The sequence below is a fragment of the Streptomyces inhibens genome (assembly GCF_003389455.1).
GTDB classification, from domain to species: Bacteria; Actinomycetota; Actinomycetes; order Streptomycetales; family Streptomycetaceae; genus Streptomyces; species Streptomyces inhibens.
This window is the reverse complement of the sequence record NZ_QUAC01000484.1, coordinates 41,152-59,197: the sequence shown is the minus strand read 5'-3', so window position 1 is coordinate 59,197 and position 18,046 is coordinate 41,152. Positions and strand designations below refer to the sequence as shown.

The 18,046-nt window shown below is 67.9% G+C and carries 15 protein-coding genes and 1 pseudogene; 3 read left to right on the top strand and 13 right to left on the bottom strand.

The genetic code is table 11. From position 1 onward, the window contains the following. Nucleotides 1-16: 16 nt before the first annotated feature. The 3 genes from DY245_RS43190 to DY245_RS43180 all read right to left on the bottom strand — a co-directional run bounded on the left by DY245_RS43190 (nucleotide 17) and on the right by DY245_RS43180 (nucleotide 3,849). The gene (locus tag DY245_RS43190) at nucleotides 17-1,774 is read right to left on the bottom strand and encodes a DUF4209 domain-containing protein (protein WP_147318442.1); all 1,758 of its coding nucleotides are present in this window, start codon (nucleotides 1,772-1,774) and stop codon (nucleotides 17-19) included. Nucleotides 1,775-1,842: 68 nt separating this feature from the next. Further along, the gene (locus DY245_RS43185) at nucleotides 1,843-2,364 is read right to left on the bottom strand and encodes a hypothetical protein (RefSeq protein ID WP_220378011.1); all 522 of its coding nucleotides are present in this window, start codon (nucleotides 2,362-2,364) and stop codon (nucleotides 1,843-1,845) included. 519 nt (nucleotides 2,365-2,883) lie between these two features. Then, nucleotides 2,884-3,849, bottom strand: coding sequence for a protein NO VEIN domain-containing protein (locus DY245_RS43180; protein ID WP_244943635.1), 966 nt, complete (start codon nucleotides 3,847-3,849; stop codon nucleotides 2,884-2,886). A 524-nt stretch (nucleotides 3,850-4,373) separates the two neighbouring features. Between DY245_RS43180 and DY245_RS43175 the strand changes: the two genes are divergently transcribed. Then, entirely contained in the window at nucleotides 4,374-6,098 is a 1,725-nt protein-coding gene (locus DY245_RS43175; RefSeq protein ID WP_181924113.1) for a DNA/RNA helicase domain-containing protein, read from the top strand. Between the two features lie 69 nt (nucleotides 6,099-6,167). On the opposite strand, the gene DY245_RS43170 is transcribed toward DY245_RS43175, so the two are convergent. Then, entirely contained in the window at nucleotides 6,168-6,542 is a 375-nt protein-coding gene (locus tag DY245_RS43170) for a hypothetical protein (RefSeq protein WP_128512579.1), read from the bottom strand. 416 nt (nucleotides 6,543-6,958) lie between these two features. Here DY245_RS43170 and DY245_RS43165 point away from each other — a divergent pair, with 416 nt between their 5' ends. After that, nucleotides 6,959-7,201 carry a hypothetical protein gene (locus tag DY245_RS43165; RefSeq protein ID WP_128512578.1) on the top strand — a complete coding sequence of 81 codons (243 nt, stop codon included), beginning with the start codon at nucleotides 6,959-6,961 and terminating at the stop codon, nucleotides 7,199-7,201. Nucleotides 7,202-7,560: 359 nt separating this feature from the next. Here the strand turns inward: DY245_RS43165 and DY245_RS43160 are convergent, their stop codons facing one another. The 5 genes from DY245_RS43160 to DY245_RS45055 all read right to left on the bottom strand — a co-directional run bounded on the left by DY245_RS43160 (nucleotide 7,561) and on the right by DY245_RS45055 (nucleotide 13,630). Beyond that, nucleotides 7,561-8,775 carry a hypothetical protein gene (locus DY245_RS43160; RefSeq protein WP_128512577.1) on the bottom strand — a complete coding sequence of 405 codons (1,215 nt, stop codon included), beginning with the start codon at nucleotides 8,773-8,775 and terminating at the stop codon, nucleotides 7,561-7,563. Between the two features lie 2 nt (nucleotides 8,776-8,777). Then, on the bottom strand, nucleotides 8,778-9,506 hold the full coding sequence (locus DY245_RS43155; protein ID WP_244943634.1) for an AAA family ATPase: 729 nt from the start codon (nucleotides 9,504-9,506) through the stop codon (nucleotides 8,778-8,780). 60 nt (nucleotides 9,507-9,566) lie between these two features. After that, the gene (locus DY245_RS43150; RefSeq protein WP_425329529.1) at nucleotides 9,567-11,147 is read right to left on the bottom strand and encodes a Mu transposase C-terminal domain-containing protein; all 1,581 of its coding nucleotides are present in this window, start codon (nucleotides 11,145-11,147) and stop codon (nucleotides 9,567-9,569) included. A 349-nt stretch (nucleotides 11,148-11,496) separates the two neighbouring features. Then, the gene (locus DY245_RS43145; protein ID WP_128512575.1) at nucleotides 11,497-11,886 is read right to left on the bottom strand and encodes a hypothetical protein; all 390 of its coding nucleotides are present in this window, start codon (nucleotides 11,884-11,886) and stop codon (nucleotides 11,497-11,499) included. Nucleotides 11,887-12,247: 361 nt separating this feature from the next. Beyond that, nucleotides 12,248-13,630, bottom strand: a complete 1,383-nt coding sequence (locus tag DY245_RS45055) for a KIAA2012 family protein (RefSeq protein ID WP_181924112.1) — start codon at nucleotides 13,628-13,630, stop codon at nucleotides 12,248-12,250. Between the two features lie 447 nt (nucleotides 13,631-14,077). Between DY245_RS45055 and DY245_RS43135 the strand changes: the two genes are divergently transcribed. Further along, complete coding sequence (locus DY245_RS43135; protein WP_244943632.1) at nucleotides 14,078-15,310, top strand: hypothetical protein; 1,233 nt, start codon at nucleotides 14,078-14,080, stop codon at nucleotides 15,308-15,310. Nucleotides 15,311-15,631: 321 nt separating this feature from the next. On the opposite strand, the gene DY245_RS43130 is transcribed toward DY245_RS43135, so the two are convergent. The 4 genes and pseudogenes from DY245_RS43130 to DY245_RS43115 form a co-directional block, all read right to left on the bottom strand. Continuing rightward, nucleotides 15,632-16,135, bottom strand: a complete 504-nt coding sequence (locus tag DY245_RS43130; protein ID WP_128512574.1) for a GNAT family N-acetyltransferase — start codon at nucleotides 16,133-16,135, stop codon at nucleotides 15,632-15,634. Next, nucleotides 16,129-17,013 carry a protein kinase domain-containing protein gene (locus DY245_RS43125; RefSeq protein WP_128512573.1) on the bottom strand — a complete coding sequence of 295 codons (885 nt, stop codon included), beginning with the start codon at nucleotides 17,011-17,013 and terminating at the stop codon, nucleotides 16,129-16,131. Before DY245_RS43125 ends, DY245_RS43130 begins: the two co-directional genes overlap by 7 nt. Next, a pseudogene (locus DY245_RS43120) lies at nucleotides 16,929-17,626 on the bottom strand (DUF6875 domain-containing protein). Before DY245_RS43120 ends, DY245_RS43125 begins: the two are co-directional and overlap by 85 nt. Continuing rightward, nucleotides 17,623-17,994 carry a hypothetical protein gene (locus tag DY245_RS43115; protein WP_244943631.1) on the bottom strand — a complete coding sequence of 124 codons (372 nt, stop codon included), beginning with the start codon at nucleotides 17,992-17,994 and terminating at the stop codon, nucleotides 17,623-17,625. The pseudogene DY245_RS43120 and the gene DY245_RS43115 overlap by 4 nt, the downstream one beginning before the upstream one ends. Nucleotides 17,995-18,046 lie beyond the last annotated feature (52 nt).

Sequence of the window (18,046 nt, the reverse complement as noted above, 5' to 3'; positions counted from 1 at the left end):
CTTGTCTGGAACCCATTCAGGGGGCGGGCTGGGTGAAGGGAGCGGGGGTTCGATGGCCGTGGCAGACGTTGTTGCGCAGGTTCATGCCGCGGTCGGGGTCAACGAGGAGGAGCTCCAGGGCTCGGCTCCAATCCGCGGGATACCCGGCGGCCGGCATGCTGCGGATGAGTCCGCCCAGTTGGTCGACGGTGCCGGGGGTCTTCCCCTGGGCCACAGACACGATCGGAACTCGGGGGCGCAGGAGCTGTCTGAGGATCTGCTCGACCTGGGGCAGGGCGATGCACGCCGCCGCGTCGAACTCCCCCAGCCAGAAGTACCGGAAGGCGTGGGCGAAGGTTCGGGCGCGAGGCTCGGGCAAGACAGTGTCGTGGGCCAGGGCGGTGATCAGCTCGGCCTCGTCGGGTACGAAGCGTTCTTGGATGCGGTCGAGCTGATCAGCGGTGAGGTGCCCGAGAAAGTCCATCGCGAGGACCTGCAGCGCGACGACGTGGTTGTCGTCGGCGTCGACGGGCGGGGTGACCTGGACAGGTCCAGCCGTGTTGATGCGCGTGCGCGGAATCCGCAGCAGCCCTTCCAGCACGTGCGCATCGTCGGCGTGCTCGCGCATCGCCGGATGCACGTCTTGCGCGGTTCGCCACAGGGCGTCTCGCAGATCCACGGCGGCGTCGATGTGCGCTCGCGCCCCCGCGGACAGTCCCCGCGGGGGGATGAGTACGCGAGAGAGCCGAGTCCATCCCAGAGAGTCCGGATCGGTCTGTTGCAGGGCCATCTCGGCGCGCACCCTCAGTTCGGACAGACCCCAGTCCCGTGCTTCGGTCGCGGCCCAGGTCAGCAGGTTATGACGACGGAACCCGGCGTTGACGTCGGCGTCGGCGGCGTCGAGGAGGGCATCAACGATCGCCGTGTCAATGTCGGCTCGGCGGGAGGCGGGCGCCACCTCCCGCAGCAACTTGAGGAAGCCGACATGAGCGTGCACATCGCCGGCATAGCGACGTGCGGCGCGCTCCGCGAAGTCCGTGATGTCGTAACGCTGAACGCGCAGTCCTTCCAGAAGGCAGTCCGCGATCCCCGGGTGGTCCTCGGTATCGGCCAGGACGCGTTCGACCAGGGCGACCAAGTCCTCGGTGACGCGCTTCTGCAGGTCCTTCTGGTTGAAGGCCCAGGCGAGGTCTCCGGCCCAGCGCAGGCACTCGGTCGCGCGTACCAGGCCGGGGAAACGCTTCAGGGCGGAAAGCAGAAGCGGTGCCGCGTCCAGGTATCCGGCGGCCGCGCCCCGGGCGTGATCGGGCTTGCGGCCATGTCCTGCGGCCAACAGCAGATGATGAAGGCGGCCCCGGACGAACGGAGTGCTCACGGCATCGGCGTAGGCGCTCCAGATCTCCAACTGGTCGGCCGTGACCTCGGCCAGGCTCACAGAGCGCCTCTTGAGCGGGCCACCGGGGAGCGTTCCGGTGGAGCCCTGCGCCTTCCCGGTCCCGGGTAGCCGGAGTCGCAGCGCGGCGAGCAGTGCATCACGCTGCTGTGCGGCGGCCGTGGTCGTGTCTATGTCCGCGGCCGCGAGCACGACGGCGATGGCCTCATAGGAAACGGTGTCCTTCGCCGCTTCCATGAGGGCGCCGAGAACACTCGGTTCAACCTGCGGCATGGGACCCTCACTTCCGTCGTCGCCAGTATCGGCACAGCTCCGGACCGGACCCACCGATTTTCTCCGGCCTGGTTCTGCTCGGGCCCCCGAGACGCCTTCGACGGGGGATGACTGAGCGGCGAGAAGCACTGATGCTCTGCTGGGCACCCACGAAGGTGGGTGCCCAGCAGAGCATCAGCCAGCAGTCCGGGTCTGGTCTACAGAGCGGTACTGAGACGCTCGATCAAGACACGTGCGGTCTCCTCACCCCCGGTCACGGCCCCGGCCGCGACCGCACCTGTGGCGATCGGCGCAAGGTAGCCCTTGAGCGCAGCCGCAGCACGCCGGATCACGCCACGGTCCGGCTCGGGCTGTACGACCTCGTTGAGGACCTCCTCGCCGACAGCCGAGGCATCTTCCAGGTCCTCGTCCGACACGCCAAGAGTCGGAAGCTGCCTCAACGTGTCCACTACGGCCTGGGCGATGGCCTCGAAGCCCGGGGCGATCGGCTTGCTCTGGTCCTGACTCTGGTTCACGGAGTTGTTGCCCCAGGCCAGTTGGGAACCGCGGACGTCGCCATGGATGACCGGGCCGTTGAAGACGTTCGTGTCGCCGAAGGACACATCCGGGTCGGCCTGCACCCTGGCGGTGACCGGGTACTTGTCCATCTCCCGCTGGATCTCCCCCATCATCCGCCGGATGCCCTGCCTGTTGATCTTGAATCCGCCGCTTCGAGCCACGAGGTATCTCCCTTGCTGATCGCGCTCCATGCCAAGTGTCCCAGGGGGCACTGACAACAAGGCGCACTCCGTCGCCCACCCAGGCGCCCGGCAACGCAAGGCACTGTTCTCCCAGCCGCGCTACCAGCAGGCACTGAGCCCTGACAAACGGTGTCGGAGCGAAGAGAGGGCTGACAGGCACCGCCATCCCAACACACGGCTCGTCGCGCCTCGCCCCCACTCGAAATTAATGCCATGGCCATGACAGATTTGATCAGCTCGATCACATCATCTGAATCCAAAGGATTTACCAGTGGGGTTACAACACTTCCCGCTTGAACTGCTGCATCCCAGGTCAGCAGCATGATCAAGTCAGAGATACTCACACAATGGCAGGTCACACAGGGGGTTCGTTCCTGCCGATACAACTACCGCACCCCAGGTCAGAGATCCAGCAATGTGGCAACTATGGAGGTAACTGACACACAGGGAGCTGGGCGTCGTCCTGCGCCTCCCTTCCTGTGGCCAGGCTCCCGCGGGTCAAGCGGCTGTGTCGGGGAGCCGGTACTCGTACTTACGGGGCCTCAGATCTTCCTCGGCCGGTTCCCAGTCGGTGTAGTGCGAGACCGTGCCTTCGCTGGGGGTGTACGGGTCGGTCCGGGTGTCGACCTTGATGTCGCTGACGACGTAGAGGTCGACGGTGTTGTCCTTCTCCCGGGCGTGCAGGACTTCGTTGATCGTCAGCTCGACGCTCGTCGCGGCCCCCGTGGTGCCTTTGACCTCGACATGGAGCTCTTCCGTGCCGCGGGTGCAGCGCAGGTCGTAGGGCTTGCCCAGCTTCTCGACCGTCCAGCCGTCCTTTTCGTAGTGGACGGTGGCGAGTTGCTCCGCGTACTCCTCGATGGCCTTGCGTTTCTTGGGGTCGGAGATGTAGCCGGCGCCGCGCCGGCGGCGCTGGGGTTTCTTCTTGCCCTCGACTTGCTCGGCCGTGAAGCCCGGTGACCTGTCCAGGGGGACGGCTTCGGGTTCGTCCGGGTCGAAGGGGATCCCGGCGAGCTCCAGAAGGCGGTGGGCGGGCATCTGGACGAGCTTGCCCATGCCCCGGTCGGTGCCCGAGCGGCGCATCGCGTCACTCCCGGTCTCGGTGAGCGGCCCGTCGGGGCCCAGGGGGACGTTGTCGAGCTTGGCCAGGGGCTCGATGCCGAAGCGCTGCGGGTACTTCAGGCGCTGCTCGGCCTCCTCGTCGGGCCAGTGCCAGGACCTGCCCTCGTAGAAGCCACCGCGGACCTGGAAGAGGTACAGGGTGGCGGTGTCCTGCAGCCAGTTTTCGAGCTGGACACGCGGTGAGGCCCCAGTGGCCAGGACGGCGAACTGCGGGTGTGCGTCCTCGTATTCGGGCTTCTTCTCGGGGAAGCCCCAGGAGAGCGTCTCGATGCCGTGCTCGAGGTTGCGCTGGGACTCGGTGCTCTGGCCCACATGGACCATGACGAACATCGAACTCTTCATGCGGAGCATCATAAGCTTGCTCTTATCGAGCAGTCGATAGAGTTTTTGGTTTGATAGTCTGTGCCAGTCAGGTTCCAGAGATGACAGCAACTCACAGGCTAGAGAAGGCCACTGACAACGCAGCAGCCTCGGCGGCTGGAGCGCAGCAGGGTCAGGATGATCCGGGCCGGCAGGGTCGACCTGGCGGCGCGGGGGTGGCTGTGGGATGCCGTAGAACCCGGGGGAAGCACGTGTCCGACCAGTCCGCGAAAACATCCGCGCCCGACAGGATCACCGTCCCCGCCACACGCCCCGAGCCGGGCACAGCGATCCCGGAGCCGACTGGGGCGGTTGCGTGTGCGGCGGCTGGCCGGGCGGGCGCGATCGCCGCACGTGTCGGTGATCCGTCGTTCATCCAGGAGTGCGCAGCACGGTACACGGCGGCCGGGTTCGGGGTTCCAAGTGAGGCCGAGGCGCGCAGCTGGCGCAACAGCTGGCCGCCGCTGTTCGAGGCGTTAGTGCGGGCGGGGCTGTCGGATCTCCAGGTGTACCTGGAGTACGGGACGCCGGGCGGCAGCCGGCGGCTGGACGCGCTGCTGGTCGGGGCCGGGCCGGGCGGGATGCTGCGGCTGGTGATAGTCGAGCTGAAGCAGTGGCAGACCTGCCGCATCCTCGACGGAGACCGGGTCATGCGCAGCGACGGGCTGGTGACAGCCCATCCGGTGTACCAGGTCGCCGCCTACCGGAGCTTCTTCCAGCACTGGCGGCCCAAGGATGCTCCGGAACTGGATGTGCGTGCCGTAGTGGTGCTGCATAACGCGACCAGCGCCGAGGGGGCCCGCTTGCTGGCCGGCGTCGGAGCGGACGCTGGTGTCCCTGTCCTGACCGCCGGAGATCTACGCGGGCCCGCTGGGTCGTTGGCGGAGCTGCTGCATTGTGGGGACCTGGCGGCGCCGGACGCCGGGCAGGTGGAGGTATTCGAGCACGTCCGGTGGGAGCCGTCCAGCCGGCTGCTCGACCACGTCGGCTCCGACCTGGAGGGCAACAGCACCTTCGCTCTGGTGGGTGACCAGCAGGACGCGTTCGTGCGGATCCGCGCCGCCGCGGCCCACCACCTGCCCGCCCACGGCGAGGATACGGTGCAGGGCGCGGGTGGGGCCGGTGCGGTCATCACCGTGAGCGGCGGCCCGGGCAGCGGCAAGACCGCGCTCGCCGTGCGGCTGCTCGGCCGCCTCATGCGCGTCCACCCCGCGACGCGTCCCCGCTTCATCACACCGTCCGGCACCCTGCGCGCCCATCTCCTGGATGCCGTGCGCGGCCACAGCGCCGCCCGCGAACTGTTCCCCGCGGCCGGCTCCCTGCGCAGCACTGCGCTCCAGGCCGGCGCGCTCGTCATCGACGAGGCGCAGCGAATCAAGCGCAGTGGCGCCCATGGACTGCCATCGGACCTGGCTGCGGTGGTGGAACACGTCGCGCTGGCCGTCATCTTCCTCGACGAGCGGCAAGTCATCCGCCCCGACGAGGGCACCACCGTCGAGGAGATCCGTACGGCCGCCCGGCGTCTGGGCCGGGTCCACCACCACCTGGAGCTCGCCGGATCCTTCCGCTGCAGCGGCTCAGCCGCCTACACCACCTGGGTCGACGCCCTCCTGTACGGGAGGCCGGTCCGCTGGATTGGGCACACCGGCTACGATCTCGGCCTCGCCGAGGATCCCTTCGCCCTTCAGCGGTGGACCGAACAAGCCACCGCCGCCGGGCACAGTGCCCGTACCACCGCCGGGTTCTGCTGGCCCTGGACGCGCACTCGACCCCGCGGCGCCGCCACGCTCCCCCTCGACATCAGCATCGACGTGCCCACCACCGATCCCGCCGTACCGTTGCGGACATGGCGCGCCGCCTGGAACGCCGCCACCGCTCTCACCGATCCGGACGGCCTCCCCCTGGCCCCCAACAGCCAGCTCTGGGCGACCCACACCGGCGGCCACCAGCAGATCGGCTGCATCTACACCGCCCAAGGCCTCGAATACCACCACGCAGGCGTCATCATCGGCCCCGACCTCACCTGGGCCAACGGCCGCTGGCACGCCCACCCCGAAGAGAGCCGCGACAAAGACCTCCGCCACCTCACTCCCGACCAGTACCTGCGCTACGCCCTCAACACCTACCGCGTCCTGCTCACCCGCGGCACCCACACCACCCGCATCCACGCCACTGACACTGGCACCCAGCGCTTCCTCGACCAGCTCATCAGTCCAGCCCCAGCAGGCTGACCCACCAGACACGAAAGGCGCCGGACAAAGTCCGGCGCCGATTCGAAAGCAGGATCACCCCGCTACGGGCTACCGCTTGTCGTGACGGTTGCCGAGAAGGACGTGGATCACGGGCAGGCTCCCGATCGCCAGCGCCAGGGCCCAGATGCCCTGCCAGGGCATCCGCAGGTCCACGGACAGCTTCAGCACGACGAGGGGGCCGGCCACCGAGCCGATGATTCCCAGGACACGGGTCGACGCGTTGATCATCTGTCCGGTATTACGGCCCGGGACACGCATCCCGGCCTTGAACTTCGCCTTGGACACCTCGATGTCCACCTGCGCTTCACTGCTGGGCGCTTCCTCCTGGTCGACGGGAGTCGTCCAGATCTGCACCTCGGCCTGCGGCGACGGCTGCTCGCCGTCATTTGCCGGAAGGGTGGCCTGTGCGTTGTTGTCGATCATATGGGCTGGGTCCTCCATGCTGCGGCGATCGAACCCCCGCACCGCGAATCGGCGCGCGACTCAGCTCGATCACTCACTCCCAGCCAGCTGCTCGCCCCTACGTGTCGTAGAGGACCGAGTAACGGGCTTTCCAAAGACGCCCGTTGAACCGCTGGCGTAGGAGATTTGGCATGCTGAACCCTTCTGATCGACTGCACTCCACGGCGATTGCCGCAGTCCCAGAGTACACGACGCGAGACCTGAAGCGCACCGGTAGATCACCAGATTGGTGCTGCACGCTTGTGAGCAGCAGCTGGGGAGCACCTGACTCGCCGCAGTCACACACCAAAATGGTGCTACTCAGGTGCAGGGATGTCATGATGAAGAGACCGGCATCAAGCAGGTGCCTTCCCCCGACCTGAATGAGGCTGAGAGACATGGCCCGAGAAGCGGACAAGCTTCACGCCGTACGTACGGAAAACGAGCGCTTCACCGTCACCCTCATCCCCGTGGCCGCCCAGGCGGTCACCGCACTCATGAGGATCACCGGACTGTCCAAGACCGACACCATCAACCGGGCCGTACAGGTCTACGCCTTCCTCGCCCAGCAGATGGCCGACGGAAAAGAGGTCCTCCTGCGGGACAAGGACGGCAACACCGAACGCGTCCACATCGTCTGAGCCTCACCAGAACTGCCAGGCCAGCTCGAGGACTTCCCAAAAGCCGCCCACGCGGGCAGCGCCCCGCTGTCCACCAAAGCGATCACGTACCTGGCTAAGTCGCAGCGAGCTGCTGGGCCGAAGCGGAGCCGGCGCACGCGGCGCGGCGAAGTCCTCGGCCTGCGGGCGGCGACCAGCAGGCGCGTGCCGATTGGTGGCCGCGGCCATCGAGCAGGTCAGCTGACGCCACAGGCCACGGGGACCGGCCTCATCGGCATGCCGCGTGGATCTCGGCGCCTGGAAGGATGTTCCAGCGGACTCCCAGCCAAAGCGTCTGCTACCAGCCAGTAAGTAAAAAAGCATGCCTGCAGGCGAGAAGTTCAGCGCGATCGGCGAAGCGAACGCTGCCCGAAGTACGGGGGCGGCCATCCTCTCTTGTACGCGTCGATCGTCCGCCGGGTGTGTGGCGGCGGGTGGGGGCAGCCGTACATGAGGTCGGGCTCTTGCATCGCCCAGGACAGCGCGTAGTGGGCGGGACTGCAGGGCCAGATCGTCTCGGGGGGTTTGGTCGGGGCACGTGAGCCTTTGCGTCTTTTGAGGCGGGGCGGCTGGGGTGGGCGCAGCTTGAAGCGTTCGGCGAAGTCCGTCAGATAGGGCAGGCCGTTACTGCCCAGCGGGTCGGTGAACAGCGGCCCTCCTGTGCCGGAGGCGATGTGCCATACGAAGGCGGCGGCGAGTAACAGGGGGCGTGCCCAAGCGGGGACGTGGTGGGTCATGCAGCCCTGGCGCAGTCCGTCGTCATGGAGGGTGATGGTGCAGGCGTCCGGGGCGAGATCGCGGACGTGGGCAGTGTCCAGTTGCGTGGTGGAGGCTGCGGTGAAGACGGCGGTGGCAAGCTGGGCCGCCAGGTGGGGATGTGCGGTGGCGCGGTGCAGCCGGTGGGCTACCTCTGCTTCGGTGAGGGCCGGCAGGACGGGCGCGAAGAAGTCCCGGTCTTCGGCTACGGGCGCTGTGCACTGGCAGGGCCGGGTTGCGGAGTCGAAAGCGGTGAGCGTGGTCAGAGCGGGCAGGTTGAGCCACCGGTTGGCCAACGGCCTGCGCTTGGCCGGCTCCGGTGGCGTGGCGGTGGGCGGCTCTGCCGCGGGCAGGAGGGCGGTCGCCTCCGCCACGTGGTGGGCAACGCCAGCCAGCGCACGCCCGACGGGGGCGGGAACGTGCCGGGTGTGGCAGACCAGAGCCAGTCTGAGGCCGGTCCGGTCACGTAGCTGTAGTAGGGCCCCGAGGCGGTGAGGGGTGAGGAAGTGGGCACGCAGGAGCATCAGGTGGCTGGTGCGGGTGGCGAGGATCCAGGCCGCCGCCAGCGTCCAGGCGGGGGCCGTGTCGAGCTGGCGGTAGCCGGGTACGGGAACGGGCTTGTCCAGGGCGGCGAGGACGCCGTAAGCCAGGGTGAGAACGGAGTCGGTGCCAGGTGTGGGGTGAACCGTGAGCCTTCCGCTCTCGGGAGCGTGTACGGCCAGAGCGGCGCGGGTGTGGACCAGGTCGTCGCCCGGGTCAAGGATGACGGTGACCGGGGGCGGGTTGTCGCAGCTGAGCATGGTCAGACGGCCTGCCGGGCGGACAGCTTGCTGTAGGCCCAGCGCAGCAGTTCCTCGTCCACCCGTTTGCGGCCGGTCTCCTTCAGGCCGGTCACCAGGTGGTGGGTGATCTTCGCCCAGGCCCGAAAGTTCCCGTGCGCGGCCTCCTGGTCGCAGACCGCGATCAGGCCGGGGTCCGCCTCTGCCCATACGGGGTGGAAGGCGGGGATGACGGTGAGAACCTCGTCCAAGGGCATGCCGCCGATCTCCTGCCAGGCATAGACCCGGGACTCGAGCATCGGCTCGCTCTGCAGCATCTCGAAACAGCCGTTGCCGCCGGTGAAAACAATGGTGAGGTCGGATGCGGTGTCGTCCCACAGGTAGCGCAGGTACTCGAAGCACAGCTTCGACAGCCACTGCGCCTCATCACACACCAGCACCCTCGGCTCCTCCAGAGCGCCGCGCAGCATGCGGTCGAACTCGATCGCATGTGACGGCGGCCGGCCCGGCAGGCCGAGGGCGTGGAACAGTTCGTGGCGCAGGTCCCGGGTGGAGGGGCGGGCCCGGAACTGGATCCGGCGGGTCAAGGCCGGCGCGAGCTCGCGCAGCGAGGCGTTCACTGCAAAGGACTTGCCGTTCCCGGCCTGCCCGTAAATGCAGATCATCGCCTTCGCCTCGATCGCGGCCCGGATGTTCTCCCGCGCCGTGAGCAGCGCCCGCGTGGAGACGATCTGGGCTCCGGGCAGACGCATGAAGTGATCATCCCGCTCCCCGGGCAGACGCCCCTTACGTTCAGCAGTAACCATCCGGTGTCACTCCTCGGTCTGCGAAGCGGGTGCAGTGCCGGTTGCGTCGCCTGACACCGGGGGCTGCGGCGCGGTACCCGGGCGCAGCCGGGCGTCGGGGGCGGGATGCGGGCGGGCCCAGTCTGCGGGCGGGTCCCGGGGCGGGATCAGGTCCGGCAGCGCGCGGGCCGCCAGATCCGTCGCCTTCCCGCGGGCGATCTCCGCCTGGGCCTGCTGGCCGGTGACCGCGCGCCGCGGACGAGGAACATCCGGCGTGGTCGTGGCCGTGTAGCGGGTACGGCGCTGCTTCTCCGCCGCCTTCAAGTCGGCTTTCAACGCGCGGGCCTTCCGTTCTCTGACCGACGCGAGCGCTCTGCGCTGCTCAAGCGTCGCCTCCTCGGCCAGATAGGCGGTTCCCAGATGGCGGTCCCGATGCTCGGCCGAGAAGACCTCAACCTGTCCGTCGTAGTGCGGCAGATACCGCAGCCGGATGCGCGTACCAACATGGCCGACCATCCACGGCGCGATGTAGAACCGGCGCCGCCACCTGACCCCGCTCGTCGAAATCTTCCGCACCCTGCCGTCGTCCTCCAGAGCGAAGAACGCCAGCTGCTCTTCAGGGACGTCCTCCACCGGGGTCGGATCCGCCTCCCACGCCGCCATCGGGGTCAGCCCCGACGCGAGGCCCGAGGGCCGGTGCCCGGTGTTCCACCAGCGCACCCAGTCCAGCAGTACCTCAACGAAGTCCGCGAAGGACAGCAGATCCCCCACCTCGTCGGGGCGATGAACACCCACGGGCCGGGCACGGCGGGTGTAGCCGGGAAGCGAAACTAGGAACATCTCCTCCACCGCGCTGTTCAGCGCCTCGATGGTGCCCTTGCGGTATGGCGTATAGGCCGGCAGATCCTCCACCGGCACTGCGAAACCGCCCAACGCCCGCGACACCGCCTTGCAAAGGAACTCCTTGCCGCGGTCCACCCGCACCCTGCCGGGCAGACCACCACACGGGCCGTAGGGCCCGGCGCGGCTGATACCCGTCCGCAGCGCCGCCAGCACCGCGTCACGGGCCGGCTCATGCGGAGTGACCGCCACCCCCACGATCACCTTCGTCGCGACATCGATGAACCACGTCACCCAGGGACACACCGCCTGTCCCTCGACGTCCACCCGCACCGGGACCCGCTTGTGATCGCCCTCCCAGCAGGCGTTGCGGTACGTCGGCGGACGCTTCCCGAACACATCGAACCGCCGCCGCCCCGCCTCACCAGAGCGAAGTCCCGCCCGCTCCCCCGCAGAGAGATCCCGCACAACAGCACGATGGAGAACCGAAAGAGACGGGACCAGATCCGACGAAGGAGCCCTCGCCGCACGGGCGACAAGTTCACGGTGCACCGCAGAGACGTTCCCACTCCACAGCGCGAGAAGTTCCCGGATCTCACGCGTCACAGTGAACCGCGGACGCGGACGCGGCCCTGTCCTGCCCTCACGACGCGCCACCGACAGCCAGTTCCACACCGTGCGCTCAGAAACACCCAACGCCGACGCCACCAACCGCACATGCGCTGTACCCAACTCACCCCGACTATCCAGAACAAGCAGCCGACCCACAGCGACCTCACGGCTCACTCCAGCCGGGACCACCGCATCACAGGAGCCGGGACCCTCCTCTGCGTCCACCAGCCCACCCTCTGACATGCCGTACCTGTCAGACGCAGACTGGCCCCGCCACGAGACACACGAGCAGACACGCCGCACGACATCACTCCAAAAAGTGACATCCACAGGATGCAGACACATCCCGAAGCCCTCTACCGCTATAGACCCAGCATCAGGATCACCCACAATTCAGCGGCACTCTTCAGTCCCAAAGCAGCGCCATGCCTTCAGTGAACGACCAACCCACCCACCACCACCAGGCATAACTCGATACTGAAAACAAAACACCGACCACTGAAAACTAGAAGCCGACCATCAGTGGAACCTTCGGGTGCGCTCCACCACGAACCCCGTGCAGCGTCACGGCCATCCCGGGGAGCAGGCGTGGATCCTGACGATGGCCGGCGCGGACGCCCACCGCCGTCACAGGGTCGGTCACGCCCTGGTCACCGAGATTGCCCGTCGGGCCCAGGATGCCGGCCGCGCTTTCCTGGCCCTGGTCCCCCAGGGCGGCGACGATGAGGCCGACCGGCGGACGTTCTTCCGGGCGTGCGGGCTCGTACCGATCGAACCCGACGGACCGGGCGCGGCGTGGGGCTGCCCGGTTGCGCAGACTCTCGCCGCAGAGGGTGTGGCTACCACGCAAGGCCGCTGAACGGATGCGCGGTACGGCCTGGATCTTTGCTGCCACGCTCCTCAGCCTTCCCCGATCAGGTTTCCTTGTCCTCCCAGTCGTCAGCGTCATAGATGTACTGGAGGTACACCTGGGGTGTGGGCATGGGAGCGCTCTGGGTCGGCGGGGCAAGCACGACGACCTCTGGCGATTTGGGCTCCGGAAAGCCCTCGAAGACCGGCCGGGCTCCGTCTCTGCCTGGCTCAAGTACTCCAGCCAGGTCCCACCCCCGGCCTGTCACGCAAGATCACTCACCGTAGTGATATCACCCCAGATGGTCTACCAGGAAGCCCACAGTCTGCAAGCAGAGTTGTTCGCGCCCTACGGAGAGCCCACCCCAGATAGACAGAACTGTCCGTAGAGCAGATGTCGAGCCGTGTTAATAGGCGCCGAAGGGGCTCCAGCCTCGGAGGAATGGCTTCAGATCGTCGGCTCGGGGTTCGGGGATGTCGGGAAGCCGAAGCTGTTGAACCATCGGATCGACACGCGCCACATGTCCCGTGGCCCATTCCATCCATTCCTCGGCCTTCCTCCTTTCCGGTCCAGGTGGAAGGGTCGCCATGTGTGCGCGGGCGGCCTCCAGATACTCGCTCAGGCGCGTGGCTCGACGCCAGGCCGCCTCTTGAGACTCCAAGTGCCTGATGCGGTAGTCCTCGGCGTACTGGTCGCGGGCCTCTGCCATCGCAGCTTCCCAGCGCAAGCGCCTCTGCCGCGCCTCCTCAACCTCGGCCAGGCGCTTACGCTCGGCCGCCTCACCGCGCAGTCCGATCTCGTGGACGATCTCTGCGAGCTGTTCCTCCAAGGGGCACTCGCTGCTGTCAGCCCACTCGGACCCGTGATGCCACTGACCGCCGCTGAGGGCAATGCGCAGCCGCTCGGAGGGTGTGTAGTCGTACCGCGGGATCCTGATCCACGAGGACTTCTTGGCTTCCGCGAGCTCCTTGTCCGTCGGAATGTGCTCGCTTCGGTCCTTCTCCTGCAGCACTCGGAATTCGACCGTCTGGCCTTGGGCTTTGATTGTGAAGTGCGGATGAGCCGGAAGGCGGCGGTGAGGCACCGTTGTCGCGCCTACGGTGCCAGCGGCACAGGTATGGCCGTTGCGTTCGACGGCGGTGAGGAGGGCGTGCACGATCCGTAGAGCGCGTTGCTGGACTGGCCGTGTCAGCCCGAGGGGTTGAGTCACCTTCTGCATCGTTCGGACGACAGCATGCGGATGGGTCAACCGTGACGGCACCGCCACCGGTTCCAGCACTGCCAGGCGCCACGTGGGAATGTCCACGAGCTTGATCTCGACGCCCTCACGACACCTCCGCCACTGCAGCTCCTTGGTCTTCGGGATCCGTCCGGATCTACTCGCCGAGGCTGCACGGCTCAACCAGGCATCGGCGTCGGGGCCCGACTTCAGAATCCTGCCGCCGGCTGTCTCCAGCTCTTCCAGGAGCTGATCGGTGTACGTCTTTCGCGGTTGCCGCGGAACGCCAGGTGACGAAGGTGGCGCGGTGACTCGGGGCAGCCGTGGGATGGGAAGCACTCGCGCCGGGGACTTCGGTGCCGGGTAGGTGCCATGAGCCAGATAATGGCGCCCGGCGTCAGTCAGCACCGCGTTCCACACTCCGCCACGCCGGGCTACCGTTACCAGCCCACGATTTTGCAGGGCCAGGCAACTGGTCTTGTAGGTAGTGGAGGCCCAAGATCCCTCGGGACAGCCCTTTCCGACCCACTCCAGCACCGCCAGCTGCCGTTCGTTGAGCGTTTGCTTCATGCCGTGCCTTCTACTGGTCCACAAGTCGGGCCTGGATGCTGCCAGGCATAGAACCAGTCAGGGCGCCTTACCGGAGCTGATTAGCCCGAAGGATGTGCTCGCGGGCAATCGGGCCCGAACATCATCGGCTGGCTGCAACAGCCGACTCCACTGCTCGGGTAAGCGTGCCCCCGTGCTGCGGGCCGGTGGCCAATCGGCCACCCCGCCCGGCCACCGGAGCGTTGGGAGCCTTGCCCGCGAGGGAGGACATCGGCCGCATTGGACGGAAAGGTCATCCCTATCCTCCGCGACCGCGCAGAGTTCCGACACGCCTGCGGCTCCGCCAGATGCCGCCGTACGGCTGCCTGTTGAAGCTGCTATGACCAGCAGAGCGGAGAAGCGGACGGTACCTAAAACCAGTGATGCACTCGCCTCAGCCCGAGTATTTTTATTGCTAAACAGTTGTGCATGGCGCATGAGGGGAGCGAGGCGGACATGCAGGACCCCGTGGTTGGTGATGAGCGTCGATCGCGCATTGCGGAATTCGTCCGCCGCCTTGATCCCGAGATCCGCGCAGCCCTGCACATCGATGACGCGGCGGTCGTCGGTGCTGACCTGCTGGTCTCTCTGTGCCGCGCCTTGATGGACACCGACAGCCCCCAGCCCTGGCAGGACCGGCTCGAAGCCATCCTCGACGAGTTCGGCATCGCAGACGTGGAGAGGGGAATCGCCTACACGCTCTCCCAGATCCAGGACAAGGACCAGGCAATATCCTGGCTGAATTCGTTCAAGGGAACGAACTACCAGCTCTTCGCACTTCGGCTACTGGGGGCTGCCGACTTCAGACGTTTGGTGGGCGCGGTGAAAGAGGACAGCGCGGTCGTAGCTCTGGCGGCACGACGTGGGCTCCGTGCGTTGATGCCTTTCGCCGTGGCGTGGAGCGATGCGGTCAGCAACATGACTGAGAACCAGAGGAAAGCTGTATCGCAGCCCGACATCTTCAGTCTTGAGCTTGTGCAGTTGATCGCAAGGGCGGACGAGGCGTTCGGGGAGAAAATCATCTCCACGCTCCCTATGCAGCTCACGGTCGCGACTGCCGACGACCTAGTCGGCTGGCGGCCCGATGATCTGACGCAGATCGTCACCAGCATCAGGAGTCGGGTGGTCGAGTCCTCAGCTAAGAGGCTGGAGCGCGAGAACTCGCAACTCGTCAGAAAGATCAGAGGAGCCAAGGACGCGCTGACGCACTCCGAGGACGGGATCTCCCAGGCGGCCAACTCCCTGATCGAGCTCATCGACCGGATTATGAGGGAGTCGTTCTCCAAAGAGGAAGTGCTGGCCTGGATAGAAGCCAACCTGCCGGACGAACCCCTGCTGACCCACGAGAAGGATGGCAGCGTCCTACCGACCAAGCGGGCTGAGGCCCTGTGCTTCGTCTACCGCGGCGGCCCCACGGCTCGTGAGGCCAACGAACACGACAACGGCTGGGGACCATCCCTCATCCACGACGTCCTGGCCCGCGTGATCGTGGCTACTCGTACCAGCCTCCAGAAGTTCAAGCACGACGACGAGGGAACCCAGGAAGAGAAGGACCGGCTGTTCTCCCTGCTCTCAGGCCTTGAGGGGGCATTGCTGCTGGGTCTTTCCATCAGCCAAATCGGCACTACGCCAGGACGTTCACACGACGAACTCGAAGCCTGACTCCACGCCAGTGAAAGCGGTGTGGATCGGCTGCACGTAGTCGACGTGTTCCTTGGTCTTCGGCGCCTGTCGGCCTGTCACAGCCTGTTCGATCGGAACGCGCTCGATGTGGCACGCGAGCCCTTCCACTGCGCAGGCAGTTCCGGCGGCCGGTGAGGTGGGCGGCGGACGGCCTGGCCGTCTCGCGGGCGGGCGGTCAGTCCCAGACCTCCAGTCCGCCGCCCTGCCGGCCTGAACCCTTCCTTCGCACTCAGCAGTGTGGCCCGGCCTGTTCGCCCGGCCGGGCCACACTGTGTTCGCACGGGGGACGTGAACATCCCCTCAACGACCAAGGGGGGCATACAGCAACGGCAAGGCGTACACCTGGTAGGCCGCGGTGGTTCCATCGTCGATGCGCCGGTCGCAGGTACCGGTGCGGGTGAAGCCGGTCTTGGTCAGGACGCGGCCGGAGGCCGGGTTGTCGGGGTGGTGCATGCCCTCCAGGCGCTCCAGGCCGGTGGTAGAGGCGAAGGCGACGACGTGCTGGGCGGCTTCGGTGGCGTAGCCGTTGCCCCAGGTGTCCTCGCGGAGGATGTAGCTGAGGGTGCCCAGGGACGGGGTTCGTCGCCGCAGGGCGATCAGGCCGATCATCTCGTCGGTGGCGACGATGGCCCAGCTCCACTGCGCGCGGGGGTTCTCGGTGGCTCGGGCGAGGGCGGTGCGGATCTTCTCGTGGGCCTGGTCGAGGGTGAGGGGCTTGCCGGTGGTGTGCTGGATGGAGGCGCCGCTGTAGATGCGGGTGAGGGCGGCGGCGGCGTCGGGGCCCAGGGCGCGCAGGGTCACCATGTGGTGGTCAGCTCCTTGGCGGTGGGGCGGTTGGCGGGGTTGGGGGCCAGGCACGCGGTGATGGCGTCCTCGAACTCGGGGAAGGGCCAGGGCCGGACGTCGCGCAGCGCGGTGGTGGTGGTCTTGGCGATGGCGGCCAGCTTCTCCAGCCGGTCGGTGGTGTCGTCGTAGGGGACGGGGCGGTGGCCGGTCCAGCACCAGAACAGGGAGGCGCCCAGGCTCCAGATGTCGGCGGTCGGCTGGGCGGGGATGTGGGTGTCGGCGGGGGTGGAGAGGATCGCGGTGGCGATCTCGGGGGCGGTGGTGTGGGTGAGGGCGCCGCGGTAGGGGACGCGGCGTTCGTTGCCGGGGCCGCAGGCGAGGGCGTAGTCGATGACGGCGGCGTGGCCGTCGTGGGTGACGAGGGTGTTGGTGGGCTGGACGTCGGCGTGGGCCCAGCCGGTGGCGTGCAGGCGGGCGAGGTGCTCGGTCCAGGTGCGGGCGATGCCCGTGAGCCAGGGGCGGACCGCGGCGCGGTCTCCTTCGGGGCCGCGGGCGAGGGCGAGGGCCCGCCACAGGGGGGCGCCGTCGATCCAGGTGACGGCCAGCCACCGGCCGCCCTCCCACGCCCCGGCGCTCACCCGGTAGTCGGGGCTGAGGGCGCCGGCGGCGGTGAGGCGGAGGAGGTGGTCGTCCTCCTGGGCCATCTCGGCTGCCTTGTCGCGGGCGTCGTCGCCGTCGGGGTTGTTGGCCTTCAACGCGACGGCTCCCTTGGGGCCTTGGATCTTCCAGGCCCGGGAGCCGCGCCGGTCACTCAGGAGCTGTGCGCGGGCGGGCTCGCCGGTGTGTCCGGTGAGGAGGGCGACGGCTTGGCTGGGGGGAGCAGGTTTCGGGCCCATGTGCGGATCTCCTTCCACTCGGTGGGGATGTGCTCGAACACGTCGCGGCCGTCGTCGTCGGCTGCGGCGAGCGCGGCGGCCAGGTCCGAGGTCGCGCGCAGGAAGCGGGGGTCGCGGCGACGGACGGCGGCTCTCACGGGGAGGAACGAGGCAGGGGCGGCCGGGATCCGGTGACCGGCCGCGGTGGTCTCCTCTTCTCCCGCGTAGAACTTGCCGAACATCACCCCGACCGGTCCGTAGAGGTTCTTCAGCACCCAGTGCGGCCAGGCCAGCAGTTCACGGTGCCGGGTGCCGGGCACCTCGCCCACCAGGACGATGTTCTCGCACCGCAGGATGCCGTGCGGCCGGTTCAGCAAAGGCCGCAGCCACTCCGCAGCCTGGACGCCCGCGTGGAAGAGCTCCGCCTGGACGGCTTCGGCGTCGCCGGCGGCGCGGTAGACCGTCCAGCGGGTCAGGCCCGCGCGCAGGGACGGGGGAGGTAGGGGCAGTGGGCGGTCATCTGCCGCGCGTAGTCGCTGATGTCCACAGTCGTCGGCCGGGTGGTGCTGGCCTCGACGAGGCGCAGCGCCCCGGCGGTGGGCCGGGGCGCTGGCGTGGTGCGGCCGGTGGTCACCGGCGGGCCGTCTCCGGCCGGCGGTCGGGCGCGACGTCGTCGCCGCCGATCGGTGCGCAGTCCCACTCGGCGACCACGGTGCCGGTGGCGCGGTAGTGGGCGATGGCCTCCTGGTCGACGTTCCCGTCGGCGTCGGTGAACCAGATCTCCGGCAGCGGTCCGTACGCCTCTTCGTAGGCGGTGACCCAGGAGATCGGGCCGTGGCCGTTGTTCGCGGCGTGGCCGATCAGCCGGCCGGCGGTCTCCTGGCACAGGGCCGCGTACTGTGGGGTGCCGAGCAGTTCATGCCAGGCCGCGTCACCGTCCTGCTCCCCTCCCCCGTCGGGGCCGCCAAGGCCGCCGACGTGATGCGCAACGTTGCCGACCACGCCGCGCTCGACACCGCCCGCGCCCGCCTCCGCAACGCGCCGAGGAGCTCGT